General features: G+C 72.4%; 12 protein-coding genes and 1 pseudogene. 9 read left to right on the plus strand and 4 right to left on the minus strand.

Going from position 1 to position 16,010, the window contains the following annotated elements; translation table 11 throughout:
• Positions 1-66 precede the first annotated feature (66 nt).
• The 7 genes from ACZ5CW_RS16400 to ACZ5CW_RS16430 all read left to right on the plus strand — a co-directional run bounded on the left by ACZ5CW_RS16400 (position 67) and on the right by ACZ5CW_RS16430 (position 9,140).
• The gene (locus ACZ5CW_RS16400; RefSeq protein ID WP_468601704.1) at positions 67-909 is read left to right on the plus strand and encodes a nitrilase-related carbon-nitrogen hydrolase; all 843 of its coding nucleotides are present in this window, start codon (positions 67-69) and stop codon (positions 907-909) included.
• A complete protein-coding gene (locus ACZ5CW_RS16405; RefSeq protein ID WP_468601706.1) occupies positions 906-2,189 on the plus strand; it encodes an aspartate aminotransferase family protein in 1,284 nt (427 codons plus the stop codon). Before ACZ5CW_RS16400 ends, ACZ5CW_RS16405 begins: the two co-directional genes overlap by 4 nt.
• A 140-nt stretch (positions 2,190-2,329) precedes the next feature.
• Positions 2,330-3,916: a PucR family transcriptional regulator gene (locus tag ACZ5CW_RS16410; protein ID WP_468601708.1), complete on the plus strand. Its 1,587-nt coding sequence runs from the start codon at positions 2,330-2,332 to the stop codon at positions 3,914-3,916.
• Positions 3,917-4,071: 155 nt separating this feature from the next.
• Complete coding sequence (locus tag ACZ5CW_RS16415; RefSeq protein WP_468601710.1) at positions 4,072-4,914, plus strand: nitrilase-related carbon-nitrogen hydrolase; 843 nt, start codon at positions 4,072-4,074, stop codon at positions 4,912-4,914.
• Positions 4,915-5,019: 105 nt separating this feature from the next.
• On the plus strand, positions 5,020-6,462 hold the full coding sequence (hydA, locus tag ACZ5CW_RS16420; protein WP_468601712.1) for a dihydropyrimidinase: 1,443 nt from the start codon (positions 5,020-5,022) through the stop codon (positions 6,460-6,462).
• Between the two features lie 11 nt (positions 6,463-6,473).
• Complete coding sequence (locus ACZ5CW_RS16425; protein WP_468601714.1) at positions 6,474-7,493, plus strand: TIGR03842 family LLM class F420-dependent oxidoreductase; 1,020 nt, start codon at positions 6,474-6,476, stop codon at positions 7,491-7,493.
• Between the two features lie 120 nt (positions 7,494-7,613).
• Complete coding sequence (locus ACZ5CW_RS16430) at positions 7,614-9,140, plus strand: NCS1 family nucleobase:cation symporter-1 (protein WP_468601716.1); 1,527 nt, start codon at positions 7,614-7,616, stop codon at positions 9,138-9,140.
• A 170-nt stretch (positions 9,141-9,310) separates the two neighbouring features.
• Here the strand turns inward: ACZ5CW_RS16430 and ACZ5CW_RS16435 are convergent, their stop codons facing one another.
• The 4 genes and pseudogenes from ACZ5CW_RS16435 to ACZ5CW_RS16450 all read right to left on the minus strand — a co-directional run.
• Positions 9,311-9,976 (minus strand): hypothetical protein, encoded by a 666-nt coding sequence (locus ACZ5CW_RS16435; protein ID WP_468601718.1) that lies wholly within the window; start codon positions 9,974-9,976, stop codon positions 9,311-9,313.
• Positions 9,977-10,283: 307 nt separating this feature from the next.
• Positions 10,284-11,348 (minus strand): lipoate--protein ligase family protein, encoded by a 1,065-nt coding sequence (locus tag ACZ5CW_RS16440; RefSeq protein WP_468601720.1) that lies wholly within the window; start codon positions 11,346-11,348, stop codon positions 10,284-10,286.
• Between the two features lie 117 nt (positions 11,349-11,465).
• Complete coding sequence (locus ACZ5CW_RS16445; protein WP_468601722.1) at positions 11,466-12,767, minus strand: amidohydrolase; 1,302 nt, start codon at positions 12,765-12,767, stop codon at positions 11,466-11,468.
• A 46-nt stretch (positions 12,768-12,813) separates the two neighbouring features.
• Positions 12,814-13,090, minus strand: a pseudogene (locus ACZ5CW_RS16450) (amidohydrolase family protein); the annotation flags it as partial.
• 144 nt (positions 13,091-13,234) lie between these two features.
• Here ACZ5CW_RS16450 and ACZ5CW_RS16455 point away from each other — a divergent pair.
• Both ACZ5CW_RS16455 and ACZ5CW_RS16460 read left to right on the plus strand, forming a co-directional pair.
• Positions 13,235-15,052: a gamma-glutamyltransferase family protein gene (locus ACZ5CW_RS16455; protein ID WP_468601724.1), complete on the plus strand. Its 1,818-nt coding sequence runs from the start codon at positions 13,235-13,237 to the stop codon at positions 15,050-15,052.
• A 110-nt stretch (positions 15,053-15,162) separates the two neighbouring features.
• On the plus strand, positions 15,163-16,008 hold the full coding sequence (locus tag ACZ5CW_RS16460) for an inositol monophosphatase family protein (protein WP_468601726.1): 846 nt from the start codon (positions 15,163-15,165) through the stop codon (positions 16,006-16,008).
• The last annotated feature ends 2 nt before the right edge of the window (positions 16,009-16,010 follow it).

Below are 16,010 nucleotides of genomic sequence, written 5' to 3' on the forward strand. Positions count from 1 at the left end.
CTTTCGTCCCTCTACGGCCTGCTCTACGGGCGTAGAGGCTCTGACGTCGCGTCGAAGGAGCAGCTCATGGCCAACGTCGTCCGCGCCGCTCTGGTCCAGGCCACCTGGACCGGCGACACCGAGTCCATGGTGGCGAAACACGAGGAGCACGCCCGCGAGGCGGCCCGCCGGGGCGCGAAGATCATCGGATTCCAGGAAGTCTTCAACGCCCCCTACTTCTGTCAGGTCCAGGAGCCGGAGCACTACCGCTGGGCCGAACCCGTGCCCGAGGGCCCGACCGTCCGCCGGATGCAGGACCTCGCGCGCGAGACCGGCATGGTGATCGTCGTCCCCGTCTTCGAGATCGAGCAGTCCGGCTTCTACTACAACACCGCCGCCGTGATCGACGCCGACGGCAGCTACCTCGGCAAGTACCGCAAGCATCACATCCCGCAGGTGAAGGGCTTCTGGGAGAAGTACTACTTCAAACCCGGCAACCTGGGCTGGCCCGTCTTCGACACCGCCGTCGGCAGGGTCGGCGTCTACATCTGCTACGACCGGCACTTCCCGGAGGGCTGGCGGCAACTGGGGCTGCGGGGGGCCCAGCTGGTCTACAACCCCTCCGCCACGCACCGCGGACTGTCGGCGCATCTCTGGCAGCTGGAGCAGCCCGCCGCGGCCGTCGCCAACGAGTACTTCATCGCCGCCATCAACCGGGTGGGGCAGGAGGAGTACGGCGACAACGACTTCTACGGCACGAGCTACTTCGTGGACCCCCGCGGGCAGTTCGTCGGCGAGCCGGCGAGCGACAAGAGCGAGGAACTCCTCGTCCGCGACCTCGACTTCGACCTCATCGAGGAAGTGCGGCAGCAGTGGGCCTTCTACCGCGACCGCCGCCCCGACGCCTACGAAGGGCTGGTACAGCCGTGAACGACCTCTACTCCCGGCACCGGAACGTCCTGCCCGACTGGCTCGCGCTCTACTACGACGAGCCGCTGGAGATCACCCACGGCGAAGGGCGGCACGTCTGGGACTCCGCCGGCAACAAGTACCTGGACTTCTTCGGCGGCATCCTGACCACGATGACCGCGCACGCGCTGCCCGAGGTGACCAAGGCGGTCGGCGAGCAGGCCGGCCGGATCATCCACTCCTCGACCCTCTACCTCAACCGGCCGATGGTCGAACTCGCCGAGCGCGTCGCCCAGGTGAGCGGCATCCCGGACGCCCGGGTGTTCTTCACCACCTCCGGCACCGAGGCCAACGACACCGCCCTGCTGCTGGCGACCGCGTACCGGCGCAGCAACACCGTCCTGGCCATGCGCAACAGCTACCACGGCCGCTCCTTCAGCGCGGTCGGCATCACCGGCAACCGCAGCTGGTCCCCGACCTCCCTGTCCCCGCTGCAGACGCTGTACGTCCACGGCGGCGTCCGCACCCGGGGCCCGTACGCCGCACTGGACGACCGCGCGTTCATCGACGCCTGTGTCGCCGACCTGAAGGACCTCCTCGGGCACACCCGGCCGCCCGCCGCACTGATCGCCGAACCCGTCCAGGGCGTCGGCGGGTTCACCTCCCCGCCCGACGGTCTCTACGCCGCCTTCCGCGAGGTCCTCGACGAGCACGGCATCCTGTGGATCGCCGACGAGGTGCAGACCGGCTGGGGCCGCACCGGCGATCACTTCTGGGGCTGGCAGGCGCACGCCCGCAGCGGCCCGCCGGACCTCGTCACGTTCGCCAAGGGCATCGGCAACGGCATGTCCATCGGCGGGGTGATCGCCCGCGCCGAGATCATGAACTGCCTGGACGCCAACAGCATCTCGACGTTCGGCGGCACCCAGATCACCATGGCCGCCGGCCTCGCCAACCTGACCTACCTCCTCGAACACGACCTCCAGGGCAACGCCCGCCGGGTCGGCGGTCTGCTCATCGAGCGCCTGCGGGCCGTCGCCGCCCAGCTGCCCGGCGTACGCGAGGTGCGCGGGCGGGGCCTGATGATCGGCGTCGAGCTGGTGAGACCGGGCACGGACGAGGCCGATCCGCAGGCGGCCGCCGCCGTGCTGGAGAGGGCTCGCGAGGGCGGGCTGCTCATCGGCAAGGGCGGCGGCCACAACACCAGCGCCCTGCGCATCGCACCCCCGCTGTCGCTCACCGTCGCGGAGGCCGAGGAGGGCGCCGCCATCCTCGAACACGCCCTGAGGAGTTCGTACTGAACGCTCCGCGACAGATGCCGTGACGGGCCGCCGGCCGTCCGCGGGCCCGCCGCGGCCGGCCGGGCCCGCGCGGCGCAGCCGCACGTCGACACAGTCCCGCGCCCCTTCGGGGCGCCACCGTCCGAGTGAGGGATACGGCCATGGCATCCGACTCCGACATCCGCTACCCCGCCCGGCAGCCGCCGGAGCCCGTCCTCTCGGTGCGGCAGGTGCTCACCCTGGAGCGGGTGCTGGCCGGGGAGCCCGAGGTGGTGGCCGGGGCCGGACAGCTGGACCGGCCGGTGCGCTGGGTGCACGTCGCCGAGGCCGCCGACGTCGGCGTGATGCTCAGCGGCGGCGAGATGGTGCTCACCACCGGAGTGCTCCTCGCCGGGGACGAGGCCAAGCAGGCCGAGTACATCCAGTCCCTGCACCGGGCCGAGGCCGCGGCCGTCGTGCTCGGCCTCGGGCGGGCCTTCCCCGCGCCGCCCGAGGTGATGCGGCGGGCCGCCGAGCGGTGCGGGCTGCCCATGGTCGTCCTGCACCGGCCCTTCCCCTTCGCCGAGCTGACGGAGGAGGTGCAGTGCCGGCTGGTGCGGCGGAAGTTCGCCGCCGTCAGCCTGTCCGAGACCGTACGGACCGCCCTCACCGGGCTGATCACGGCCGGTGCCCCGCTGCAGCGGCTGCTGGACGAAATCGCCCAGCACAGCGGCTGCCCGGTCGTCGTCACCAACCTCGCCCACCGCGTCCTCGCCACCGCGGGGGAGCGGCCCGCGGTGGACGACGTACTGCGCGACTGGGAGCGGATCGCCCGGCAGGCCGGCGCAAGCGCGGGCGAGGGCTGGATCCACGCCGAGCTGGGCGGGCGCGGGGAGCGGTGGGGCCGGCTGCTGCTGTGCGGCTACCGGGGGGACGTGGCCACCGGGCGGCTGCTCGCCGACCGGGCCGCCGAGGCGCTGGTCCTGCACCGCATGCTCGGCGGCGGCTCCGCGCACACCTGGGAGGAACAGTCCGCGCAGAGCCTGCTGACCGACCTGGTCTCCGGTGTCGTACCGGCCCGGCAGCTGCTGCCGCGGGCACGGGCCGCCGGGCTGCCGGTCAACCGGCGGACCTTCGTCCCGCTCGTCGTGCCCGGCGCGGATCCGGTCCGGCTCGGCCGCGTCCTGCGGATGCTGGGGCTGCCCGGGCTGGTGGCGGAGCTGTCCGGCGAAGCCACCGCCGTCCTGCTCAGCCTCCCCCGCGACCAGCACGCCGAGGCGCTGACCGCGCACTTCGCGGCCCGGCTGCGCACCGAGACCGGGGCGCCGGCCACGGTGGTCGCCGCCGCCGATCCGCGTACCGCCTGGGACGACGTGCCCGCCGGGCTGCGCGAGGCCCGGCATGTCGCCGACGCCGTCGCCGACTCCTCCGCCGCCCTCGACCTGCCGGCCGTCGTACGGCTCAGGGACGTCCACCTGCGCGGGCTGGTCCGGCTGCTGCGCGACGACCCGCACGTGCAGTCCTTCGCCGAGCGGGAGCTGGACGGGCTGCTGTGCGAGGCCGAACCCGAGCTGCTGAACGTCCTGCGCACGTATCTCGCGACCGGACGCAACAAGTCCCGCACCGCCCAGCTCCACCATGTCTCCCGGCCCGCCCTCTACCGCCGCCTGGAGGCCATACAGGCCCGCCTCGGTGTCGACCTGGACGACTTCGAACAGGCGGCCTCCGTGCACATCGCGCTCCTCGCGCACGACGCGCAACAGGGCTGAAACATGCGACGACCTGGGAAAACGGCGGTGAAACATGGGCCCACGCACACGTGACACGGTGACACGCCCACGGCCCGCAGACGTGACACGCTGCCACTCAAACGGCCCCGGCGGGCTTTCTAGGCTCACGGCACACCGAGCGACCGGAGGTCCCGATGAGCCGAGTGATCCGTGCCGCCCTCTTCCAGACCGCCTGGACCGGCGACAAGGAATCCATGATCCAGGTGCACGAGCAGGCGGCCCGCGACGCCGCCGCTCAGGGTGCCCAAGTCCTCTGCTTCCAGGAGCTGTTCTACGGCCCGTACTTCTGCCAGGTCCAGGACAAGGCGTTCTACGAGTACGCCGAGCGGATCCCCGAGGGCCCGACCGTCCAGCGCTTCCAGGCCCTCGCCCGCGAGCTGGGCATCGTCCTGGTCCTGCCGATGTACGAGGAGGAGCAGCCGGGCGTCCTGTACAACACCGCCGCCGTGATCGACGCGGACGGCTCCTACCTCGGCAAGTACCGCAAGACCCACATTCCGCAAGTGCAGGGATTCTGGGAGAAGTTCTACTTCCGCCCGGGCAACAGCGGCTGGCCCGTCTTCGACACGGCCGTGGGCAGGATCGGCGTCTACATCTGCTACGACCGCCACTTCCCCGAAGGCTGGCGGGCGCTCGGCCTCGCCGGTGCCGAGATCGTCTTCAACCCCTCGGCCACCTCGCGCGGCCTGTCCCGCTATCTGTGGCAGCTGGAGCAGCCGGCGGCGGCCGTGGCCAACGAGTACTTCGTCGGCGCGATCAACCGGGTCGGCGTGGAGGACCTGGGCGACAACGACTTCTACGGCACCACCTACTTCGTGGACCCGGAGGCCCAGTTCGTCGGGGAGGTGGCGAGCGACAAGGAGACCGAACTCGTCGTCCGCGACCTCGACCTGGCCAAGCTCCGCGAGGTCCGCGACCGCTGGCAGTTCTACCGCGACCGGGCGCCGGGGGCGTACGAGCCGTTGACGGCGCCGTAAGCGCCCGAAGGGGCGCGGGGCCGTGCTCGGCACGCGGCTGCCGCCGCGCGGGCGCGACCAGCCACATCGGACGGACCCGCACATGACCAACGAGGGAGTGAACCCATGACCGGCCGTACTGTCATCCGCGGCGGTCTCGTCATCACCGCGTCCGACGAGATCCACGCCGACGTCCTGATCGAGGACGGCCGCATCGCCGCCCTCGCCGCCTCCGGCACGCCCGCGGCCGAGGCGTTCACCGCCGAGCTGAGCGAGACGGGGGGACCCCCGTCCGGAGGGTGGGGGAGGGTCATCGACGCCACCGGGAAGTACGTGATCCCGGGCGGCGTCGACGCCCACACCCACATGGAGCTGCCGTTCGGCGGCACCTTCGCCTCCGACACCTTCGAGACCGGCACCCGCGCGGCCGCCTGGGGCGGTACGACGACGATCGTCGACTTCGCGGTGCAGAGCGTCGGCCACACCCTGCGCGAAGGTCTGGACGCCTGGCACGGCAAGGCCGAGGGCAACTGCGCGATCGACTACGGCTTCCACATGATCGTCTCCGATGTGAACCAGGAGACGCTGAAGGAGATGGACCTGCTGATCGAGGAGGGCGTCACCTCGTTCAAGCAGTTCATGGCCTACCCGGGCGTCTTCTACAGCGACGACGGCCAGATCCTGCGCGCCATGCAGCGCTCCGCCGAGAACGGCGGCCTGATCATGATGCACGCCGAGAACGGCATCGCGATCGACGTCCTGGTCGAGCAGGCGCTGGCCCGCGGCGAGACCGACCCCCGCTACCACGGCGAGGTCCGCAAGGCCCTGCTCGAGGCCGAGGCCACCCACCGGGCCATCCGGCTCGCCCAGGTCGCGGGCGCCCCCCTGTACGTCGTGCACGTCTCTGCCGCGGAAGCCGTGGCCGAGCTGACGCGGGCCCGTGACGACGGACTGCCCGTCTTCGGCGAGACCTGCCCGCAGTACCTGTTCCTGTCCACCGACAACCTCGCCGAGCCCGACTTCCAGGGCGCCAAGTACGTGTGCAGCACGCCCCTCAGGCCGAAGGAGCACCAGGCCGCCCTGTGGAAGGGCCTGCGCACGAACGACCTCCAGGTCGTCTCCACCGACCACTGCCCCTTCTGCTTCACCGGCCAGAAGGAACTGGGCCGCGGCGACTTCTCCAAGATCCCCAACGGTCTGCCGGGCGTGGAGAACCGCATGGACCTGCTCCACCAGGCGGTCGTGGACGGGCACATCTCGCGGCGCCGCTGGATCGAGATCGCCTGCGCCACCCCGGCCCGCATGTTCGGCCTGTACCCGAAGAAGGGCACCATCACCCCGGGCGCCGACGCGGACATCGTCATCTACGACCCGCACGCCGAGCAGGTGATCTCCGCCGAGACGCACCACATGAACGTCGACTACTCGGCCTACGAGGGCAAGCGCGTCACCGGCCGGGTCGAGACCGTGCTCTCGCGCGGCGAGCCCGTCATCGACCAGCGGGAGTACACCGGACGCGCCGGCCACGGCGTCTACACCCCGCGCTCCACCTGTCAGTACCTCAACTAGGAGTGGCGCCCATGGACTTCGGACTCGTCCTGCAGACCGATCCGCCCGCCTCCCGTGTCATCAGCCTGATGAAGCGGGCCGAGCGCAACGGCTTCACCTACGGCTGGACCTTCGACTCCGCCGTGCTCTGGCAGGAGCCGTTCGTGATCTACAGCCAGATCCTGGCGAACACCCAGAAGCTGACGGTCGGCCCGATGGTCACCAACCCGGGCACCCGCACCTGGGAGGTCACCGCCTCCACCTTCGCCACCCTCAACGACATGTTCGGCAACCGCACCGTCTGCGGCATCGGCCGCGGCGACTCCGCGATGCGCGTGGCCGGCCGCAAACCCAACACCCTCGCCCGGATCAGCGAGGCCATGAAGGTCATCCGCGCCCTCGGCAGCGGCGGGGAGGCCGACCTCGGCGGCACGAAGATCCGGTTCCCGTGGATCAAGGAGGGCGCCGCGCTTCCCGTCTGGATGGCCGCGTACGGCCCGAAGGCGCTGAAGATGACCGGCGAGGAGGCCGACGGCTTCATCCTCCAGCTGGCCGACCTGTACCTGACCGAGTACATGGTGAAGGCCGTCAAGGACGCGGCCGTCGCCGCCGGCCGCGACCCGTCCGAGATCACGATCTGCGTGGCCGCCCCCGCGTACGTCACCGAGGACGACTCGCCCGAGGCCCTCGCCCACGCCCGCGAGCAGTGCCGCTGGTTCGGCGGCATGGTCGGCAACCACGTCGCCGACCTGGTCGCCAAGTACGGCGAACACTCCTCCCAGGTCCCCGAGGAACTCACCGACTACATCAAGGCGCGGCAGGGCTACGACTACTCACACCACGGCCGCAGCGACAACCCCGACACCCGGTTCGTGCCCGACGAGATCGTGGACCGGTTCTGCCTCGTCGGCCCCGCCGAGAAGCACATCGAGAAACTGCACGCGCTCCGCGCGCTGGGCGTCGACCAGTTCGCGGTGTACGACATGCACGACGCACAGGAGGCCACGATCGACGCCTACGGCCGCCAGGTCATCCCCGCGGTCAACGCCTGACCCCCCTTCCCGCTCCGAGTCCCCCCACGCCCCTCTTGGTCTCCCCTCCCCGCCGTCCCGGGGAGGGGGCTGGTGCCCGCACGGCCTTTCCCGACCCCTCTCTCCCCGATTGGCCAGCCCATGACCGACACCGCTCCCACGGCCATACCGACGTCCGGCCAAGTCACCCTCCCCGACGGGCGCGTGGAACTCGCCCCCGGCGCGCCGCCGCCCAGCGGCCCCTACGCCAACGAGGACCTGCTCCCGGTCCCCACGGCGAAGCGCACGTGGACGACGTACAACTTCTCGGCCCTGTGGGTCGGCATGGCCCACAACACCGCCTCCTGGACACTCGCCTCCGGGCTGATCGCGGTGGGCATGGACTGGAAGCAGGCCGTGTTCACCATCGCCCTCGCCAACCTCGTCGTGCTGGTGCCGATGCTGCTGACCGGGCACGCCGGGCCCAAGTACGGCATCCCCTTCCCGGTCTTCGCCCGCGCCTCCTTCGGCGTGCGCGGCGCCAACCTTCCCGCCGTCGTACGGGCGTTGGTGGCCTGTGGCTGGTTCGGCATCCAGACCTGGATCGGCGGCGAGGCCATCTACTTCCTCGCCGGCAAGCTGATCGGCGACAGCTGGTCCGACGCCTCGCACATCGGCGGCCACGCCTGGACCATGTGGCTGTCCTTCGCCATCTTCTGGGCCATCCAGGTCGCCATCATCTACCGGGGCATGGAGACCATCCGCCGCTTCGAGAACTGGGCGGCGCCGTTCGTGATCGTCGGCGCGCTGGTGATGCTGTGGTGGATGAGCAGCAAGGCCGGCGGACTGGGCCCGCTCTTCGACCAGCCGTCGACGCTCGGCTGGGACGGCGACTTCTGGAAGCTGTTCTGGCCCTCCCTCATGGGCATGATCGGCTTCTGGTCCACGCTGTCGCTGAACATCCCCGACTTCACCCGCTACGGAAAGAGCCAGAAGGCGCAGACCTGGGGCCAGGCCCTGGGCCTGCCCACCACGATGACCCTCTTCGCGTTCCTCTCCGTCCTGGTCACCTCCGGTTCGCAGGCGGTGTACGGCAAGCCGGTCTGGGACCCGGTCCAGCTCGCCGCCAAGACGGACAACGTGGTCGGGCTGCTCTACGCCCTGGTGACCGTGCTGGTGGCCACCCTGTCCGTGAACATCGCGGCCAATCTGGTCTCCCCGGCCTTCGACTTCTCCAACGTCGCGCCCCGGAAGGTGAGTTTCCGCACCGGTGCGCTCATCACCGCCGTCCTCGCCGTGGTCATCTTCCCGTGGAAGCTGTACTCCGACCCGCAGGGCTACATCTTCACCTGGCTCGGCCTGGTGGGCGGCCTGCTCGGCACGGTCGCGGGCATCCTCGTCGCCGATTACTGGCTGCTGCGCCGCACCCGCCTCGACCTCGCCGACCTGTACCGCAGGGGCGGCCGCTACTGGTACGCGGCCGGCTGGAACTGGCGGGCGGTCGTCGCCTTCCTGACGGGCGGTGTCCTCGCGATCGGCGGCGCGGACTTCAAGCCGCTGATCGACGGCCGCCCCCTCCCCGCCCTGTCCCCGCTGGCCGACTACGGCTGGGCGGTGGGCCTAGGCACCTCCCTGGTGCTGTACCTCGCCCTGATGTTCAGCACGGGCCGGGGCCGACGCGCGGTCTGACCGACCGACCGGCCGCTGCCCTGGGCGGGGCGTACCACCGTGAACGGGGTGCGCCCCGCCGCGGCCCGGAGCGACCAGGTTCCGGTGCCGGGCCGCCGGGTCCGTCCGCGTAAACGGCGACCGGGTCGAACTCGGCCCGCGGGCCGGCCTCGTCGTCCCGGCGGACGGGCTCAGCCCCGGCCGCCCGCCAGGGCGGCCACCGCGGCCTTCGCCGCCTTGATGGCTCCCTTGTTGATCTCGTCGGTGCCGGGGGCCTTCTTCGACTCGAAGTCGCTGCCGTTGTAGGTGACGATCACCAGGGCGTTGGAGACCCGGGCCAGCACCACGCCCTCGCGGGTCTGCTGCTTGTCCTCGGTGGTGAGGTTCACGACGGAGTAGGCGGAGTCCCCGAGCCCCGGAACGGCCCCGCCGCCGCTCTTCTCGCCGACCCGCTGCTGGTACTCCTGCTTCGCCTCCTGGTCCGACTCGCTGATCTCGAAGGACACGTCGAGCCAGCGGTAGTCGTAGCCCTTGAGCGCGTTCCAGGAACACGTGCGGCGCAGCGCGGTGTCCGTCGACGGGATCTCCTTGCCCGCCGTCTTCGCCCCGGGCACCAGCGCGGTGACGGTGGCCACGGGCACGCTGGAGCAGGGTGCGGGCGCGGTGTCGTACGTCTTCGACGCCGCGGTGGACGACGGGGCGGAGGAGGACTCGGCGGGCGCCTGCTGGGCCGCCGGCCGGTGCGCGGCGGCGGGCGGCGCGGCCGGACCGGACGTCAGCGCCCACCCGGCGCAGGCGAGGACCGCGACCGGCGACAGACGCGCGGTGAGGGCGAGCGGCAGAGGCAGAGAACGCACGGCGCACTTCTCGTGGGGGAGGGTGCGGAAGGGGGGTCCGCATGGTGGACGGGGACGACAGTGTCACATGACTGCCTGTGGGGCGGAAGGGAAAACTCGCTGCGTGCCCGGCCGGTCACGGCAGCGCGTGCACGACGTGCCGCTCTGCCCGTTATGCGCCTCGCGTCGACGGCGGGTGCCGGCTTCACCGGGGCGGGAGTGGACCTTCCGTCCGCCCGCCGACGAGCCGTCCGCCCGCCGACGAGTCCTCGCGCCCGCCGACGATCCCTCCGCCCGTCGCCGCCCGGGCCAGGACCGCCGCCCGGGCCTACGGCACTCTCGCCGTCCACTCCGGGGACGTGAACTTGGTGCGGGCCAGCTCCCGCGCCCGGGCCAGTTCCCCGTCGGTGACCTTGCCGTCCACCAGGCCGTAGCGCGCGCGGAACGAGTCGATCATCCGGCCGATGACCGCCTCGCGCGGCAGTCCCGTCTGCCGCCGCAGCGGATCGACCCGCTTCTTCGCGCTTCTCGTGCCCTTGTCGGACAGCTTCTCCCGCCCGATCCGCAGCACCTCGACCATCTTGTCGGCGTCGATGTCGTACGACATCGTCACGTGGTGCAGCACGGCGCCCGGTCCGCCGCCGGGGCCGACGATCCGCTTCTGCGCCGCCCCCGCGATCTTGCCCTGGTCGGTCGCGATGTCGTTCAGCGGCTGGTACCAGGCCCGGATGCCCATGTCGCCGAGGGCGCCGAGCACCCAGTCGTCGAGATAGGCGTAGCTGTCCTGGAACGACAGGCCCTGCACCAGGGACTCGGGCACCGACAGCGAGTAGGTGATCGTGTTGCCGGGCTCCACGAACATCGCGCCGCCGCCGGAGATCCGCCGGACCACCTCGATGCCGTGCCGCGCGGCGCCCTCCGGGTCCACCTCGTTGCGCAGCGACTGGAAGCTGCCGATGATCACCGACGGGGCGCCCCACTCCCATATCCGCAGCGTCGGCGGCCGCCGGCCCGCGGCCACCTCCGCGGTCAGGACCTCGTCCAGCGCCATGTGCAGGGCGGGCGGCTGCGGACCCTCGTGGATCAGCTGCCAGTCGTAGTCCGTCCAGTCCGTGGCGTGGGCCAGCGCCCGGCGCACCGCGATCCCCACGCCCTCCGAGGTCAGGCCGTACATCACGGTCCCGGCGGGCAGCGCCGCGTCGATCCGCGCGGCCAGCCCCGCCGCGTCGGTGTCCGCGGGGGCACCCTCCAGCGCGCGGTTCACCGCGTCCAGCGCCTCGTCCGGCTCCAGGAAGAAGTCGCCCGCCACGCGCACCTGCCGCAGCACGCCGTCCTCGGCGTCCACGTCCACGACGACCAGCTTGCCACCGGGCACCTTGTACTCACCGTGCACTGCCTGGGCCTCCGTTCTGCCGTAGGAGACCAACGCGGGGCGGGACCGGGGTGTTCCCGGCCCCTCGTCCGTGGCAACCCGGCGCTCCCGCCTGCCGCGCGCCCCCGTCCCGGCGCGCTACACCAACTCGCCGTTGCGGGCGACCACCTGTCCCCCGTGGACCACCATGTCGCGCTGCGGCATGTCGACCACGACCTGCGGCACGCACTCTGCGCGTACGAGGACGAAGTCCGCCGGCGAGCCCGGCGTGAGGTCGGCCCGAGGCAGGCCCATCACATCGGCGCCGCCGTGCGCGCCCACGGTGTAGCAGGAGGTCAGCTCGTCGTCGAGACGGACGTCCGTGACCCAGCCGAGGATGTGCGCCCGGTGCAGCATGTCGGCGTCCCCGAACGGGCTCCACGCATCGCGCACACCGTCCGAACCGAGGCCGACACGCACCCCGTGCTGCCGGAGTCTCGTGATCGGCAGCACCAGGGACTCGTTCGGGGCGACCGTCGTCAGTGCGATGTCCAGGTCGGCCAGGTCTTCCGCCATCGTGTCCAGTGCGGCCTCGGGCAGGAACGGCAGACAGAACACGTGGCTCACCGTCACCTTGCCGCGCAGCGACAGCGCCCGGGTGCGCTCGATGATGCCGCGCAGCACCCTGGTGCCTTTCTCGTCCCGGTCGTGGAGGTGGATGTCGACGCCGACGCCGTAGCGGTCGGCGAGGTCGAAGACGAGGTCGAGCTGTTCGTCGAGCGCGTGGTCGAAGCTGATCGGGTCGATGCCGCCGATCATGTCGACGAGGCCGCCGCGCGCGGCCTCCTTCAGGAGTTCGGCCGTTCCGGGGGTGCGGACCACGCCGTGCTGGGGGAAAGCGACGATCTGCACGTCGAGCGCGTCCGCGAGGCGTTCCCTGGCCTCGGCGATGCCCTCGACGCCTGCGAGGCCGTACGCCGGCGCCACGTCCGCGTGCGCTCGCATGGCCCGGGTGCCGCGGGTCACGGCGTGTGCCATCAGGCCGTAGGCGCGCTCGCCGACCGGGCGCTTTTGCGAACGGAACAGTTCCACGTCCTGCTCGCAGAAGTCCGCGATGGTGCTCGCGGGCCTGCGCGTCACCCAGCTGCCGCCCCAGCTCGTCTTGTCGGGGTGTATGTGGGCGTCGACGAGCGCCGGGAGCGCGATGCGTCCGCCGCCGTCGACGGTCTTCGCGCCCTTCGGCGCCGGGCCGTCCGTGACGAGGCCGTCGACGACGGTGAGATCCACGGGGTCCGGGGCACCGAAGGGGCGTACGTCGCGGAAGACCACCGCCTTCTTCGGACGGTGTGCCGCGGGCTCGCCGTGGTGCCCGGCGGCCTGCGCGGTTGCCGGGGTGAGTGCCGCGCCGAGCGAGGCGGCGCCCGCGAGGACACCACGGCGGGACAGGGGCGGGGGAGTCATACCTGTTCTCCTTCGGGAAGAGGCCGAGCGGTCGGGAGCGGACCCGTCAGAGCGCGACGGCGACGCCGGAACGCACCACACGGCTGGGGGACTTCAGGACCGTGACGTCGGCGAGGGGATCGCCGGAGACGACCAGGACATCGCCCGCGTGGCCGCGGGTCAGGCGGCCCGCCGTGCCGTCCAGCCCGAGCAGACGCGCGGCGCCGGTCGTCGCGGTGCGGATCGCGTCGAGCGGTGAGAGGCCGGCCGCACGCATCAGTTCGACCTCGCGGCCGATCGGCTCGATAAGCGCCCGAGGAGTCCGTGCCGGCCGCGCGCTCCACCGGATCCGCCGCCCGGGCCGGGGCGACGCACGGCAGGACGGCCCACGGCGGCGGTGCGGGAGTGCGCGGGTCCGATCACCTCGGCCCGCGCTCGATAGCCTGCTCGCTGATCGGACGATCCGAACGCCGACAGCGAGGTGAGAGATGCAGTTCACCACCCGGCCGACTCTCCAGGGGACCTTCGGCATGGTCTCCTCCACCCACTGGCTCGCCTCGCAGTCGGCGATGGCGGTCCTGGAGGACGGTGGCAACGCCTTCGACGCCGCCGTCGCCGGCGCGTTCGTGCTGCACGTGGTGGAGCCGCACCTGAACGGGCCCGCCGGCGAGGTACCGATCCTGCTGGCCCCCGCGGGCGGTGAGGTGCGCGTGCTGTGCGGGCAGGGCGTGGCGCCGGCGGGCGCCACGGCCGCGCACTACCGGGGGCTCGGGCTCGATCTCGTCCCCGGCACCGGACCCCTCGCGGCCGCCGTGCCCGGAGCCTTCGACGCCTGGCTGCTGCTCCTGCGCGACCACGGCACGAAGTCCCTCGACGACGTCCTGAAGTACGCCGTCGGATACGCCGAGGACGGGCACGCGCCCGTGGAGAAGCTCGGCGCGACCGTGGAGACGGTACGGGAGCTGTTCGAGACGGAGTGGACGTCGTCGGCGGAGGTCTACCTGCCCGGCGGCAGCGCACCCCGGCCCGGCCGGCTGCTGCGCAACCCCGTCCTCGCGGCCACCTGGAAGCGGCTGCTCGCCGAGACCGCCGGTGCCGGCGACCGGGAGGCCCGCATCGACGCCGCGCGCGAGGTGTGGCGCTCCGGCTTCATCGCCGAGGCCCTGGTGCGGCAGTCCCGGCGGCCCACCCTCGACACCAGCGGCGCACGGCACACCGGCACGCTCTCCGAGGCCGACCTGGCCGGCTGGTCGGCCGCCTACGAGACCCCGGTGACGTACGACTGGAACGGCTGGACCGTGTGCAAGGCCGGCCCCTGGAGCCAGGGCCCCGCCCTGCTCCAGCAGCTCGCCCTGCTCCCGGCCGAGCTGCCCGCCTACGGCTCCGCCGACTACGTCCACCTGCTGATCGAGGGCTGCAAGCTAGCCATGGCCGACCGCGAGGCCTGGTACGGCGACGCCGCCGACGTCCCGGTCGCCGAGCTGCTGTCGGACGACTACAACGCCGGGCGGCGCGCCCTCGTCGGCGCGAAGGCCTCGTACGAGCTGCGTCCCGGCAGCCCCGGCGGGCGCACCCCGCGCCTGCCCGCACAGGCCTACGCGCGCGTGGAGGCCGGCGGCCGCGGGTTCGACCCGATGGGCGCGGGGGAGCCGACCGTGGCCGAGATCCCCGGCGAGCCGCACGTCGCCGTCGACGGCACCACCCGGGGCGACACCTGCCACCTGGACGTGGCCGACCGCTGGGGCAACATGATCGCGGCCACGCCCAGCGGGGGCTGGCTCCAGTCCAACCCCGTCGTGCCCGAGCTGGGCTTCCCGCTGGGCACCCGCCTGCAGATGGCCTGGCTGGAGGAGGGCCTGCCGAACACCCTCACCCCGGGCCGCCGCCCGCGCACCACCCTCACCCCTTCCCTCGCGCTGCGCGACGGGGTGCCGGTCCTGGCGTTCGGCACGCCCGGCGGCGACCAGCAGGACCAGTGGCAGCTGCACTTCTTCCTCGCCGCCGCCCTGCGCGCGCCCATCCGCGGCGCACTCGACCTCCAGGGCGCCATCGATGCCCCGAACTGGCACAACGACAGCTTTCCCAGCTCCTTCTACCCGCGCGGCCGCCGTCCCGGCAGCGTGACCGTGGAGTCCCGCACGGACGCCGCGGTGATCGAGGAGCTGCGGCGGCGCGGCCACGACGTCACCGTCGGACCGGCCTGGTCCGAGGGCCGCCTGTGCGCGGTCGCCCGCGACCCGGAGACCGGCGTGCTGTCGGCGGCGGCGAACCCCCGCGGGATGCAGGGGTACGCGGTGGGCCGGTGACCCGGCGCCGGCCGGCGGCGGCTCCGTCCGACTCCTGTTCTTCACCCCGATTCCACCCGGCGTGCACCGGACGGGCGGGGATTGTCAGTGGGGCGTGCTCTCATGGAGGCATGATCGAAGAGACGGAAACCATCGAGGAGTTTCTCGCCCGCTGCTCGGCCGACGTGGAGGAGGCGGTCCGCAAGGCGGCCGCGGCCGAGATCCTGCCCCGCTTCCGGCACCTCGCCGAGCACGAGGTGGCCCAGAAGAGCGGGCCGCACGACCTGGTGACGGACGCCGACCGCCTCGCCGAGCTGCGGCTCACCGCGGACCTCGGTGCCCTGCTGCCTGGCTCCGTGGTGGTCGGCGAGGAGGCGGTGCACGCCGACCCGGCCACGTACGACGCGCTCCGGGGCGACGCGCCGGTGTGGATCGTCGACCCGGTCGACGGCACCCGCCAGTTCGTGAACGGCGACGACGGCTTCTGCACGCTGGTCGCACTCGCCCGGCACGGCGTCGTCATCGCCTCCTGGACCTATGCCGCGGCACGCGACCAGTTCGCCACCGCCGTCCGCGGCCAGGGCGCCTTCCTCGACGGCGAGCGGCTGGTCGCGGGCCCGCCCGCGCCCGGCCGGGACCTCGTCGTCGCCACCTCCCACCCCGACTACACCACCGAGGAGCAGAAGCGCGCCCTGCGGGCCCTGTGGACCGACGGCGTCGCACCCCGCCCCTGCGGCTCCGCGGGACTGGAGTATCTCGCTGTCGCCCGGGGCGAGTCGGACGCCGTGGCGTTCTCCTGGGAGGCCGCCTGGGACCACGCGGCCGGTCTGCTCCTGGTCGAGGAGGCGGGCGGTGCTCACGTCACCCTCAGCGGCGAGCCGTTCCGCGTGACCGGCGGCAACGCCCTGCCGTTCATCGCCGCCCGCGACGCCGCCACCGCCGCCCGGCTGGCCGGCCTGCTGCGCGCGGCCGCCTGACG

It is taken from the genome of Streptomyces sp. NPDC031379, assembly GCF_055569615.1.

Bases quoted from the DNA above. Each gene is read 5' to 3' on its own strand.
- ACZ5CW_RS16410 (WP_468601708.1), top strand. From the start codon at position 2,330: ATGGCATCCGACTCCGACATCCGCTACCCCGCCCGGCAGCCGCCGGAG.
- ACZ5CW_RS16430 (WP_468601716.1), top strand. From the start codon at position 7,614: ATGACCGACACCGCTCCCACGGCCATACCGACGTCCGGCCAAGTCACC.
- ACZ5CW_RS16415 (WP_468601710.1), top strand. From the start codon at position 4,072: ATGAGCCGAGTGATCCGTGCCGCCCTCTTCCAGACCGCCTGGACCGGC.
- ACZ5CW_RS16460 (WP_468601726.1), top strand. From the start codon at position 15,163: ATGATCGAAGAGACGGAAACCATCGAGGAGTTTCTCGCCCGCTGCTCG.
- ACZ5CW_RS16425 (WP_468601714.1), top strand. From the start codon at position 6,474: ATGGACTTCGGACTCGTCCTGCAGACCGATCCGCCCGCCTCCCGTGTC.
- ACZ5CW_RS16445 (WP_468601722.1), bottom strand. From the start codon at position 12,767: ATGACTCCCCCGCCCCTGTCCCGCCGTGGTGTCCTCGCGGGCGCCGCC.
- hydA (WP_468601712.1), top strand. From the start codon at position 5,020: ATGACCGGCCGTACTGTCATCCGCGGCGGTCTCGTCATCACCGCGTCC.
- ACZ5CW_RS16400 (WP_468601704.1), top strand. From the start codon at position 67: ATGGCCAACGTCGTCCGCGCCGCTCTGGTCCAGGCCACCTGGACCGGC.
- ACZ5CW_RS16455 (WP_468601724.1), top strand. From the start codon at position 13,235: ATGCAGTTCACCACCCGGCCGACTCTCCAGGGGACCTTCGGCATGGTC.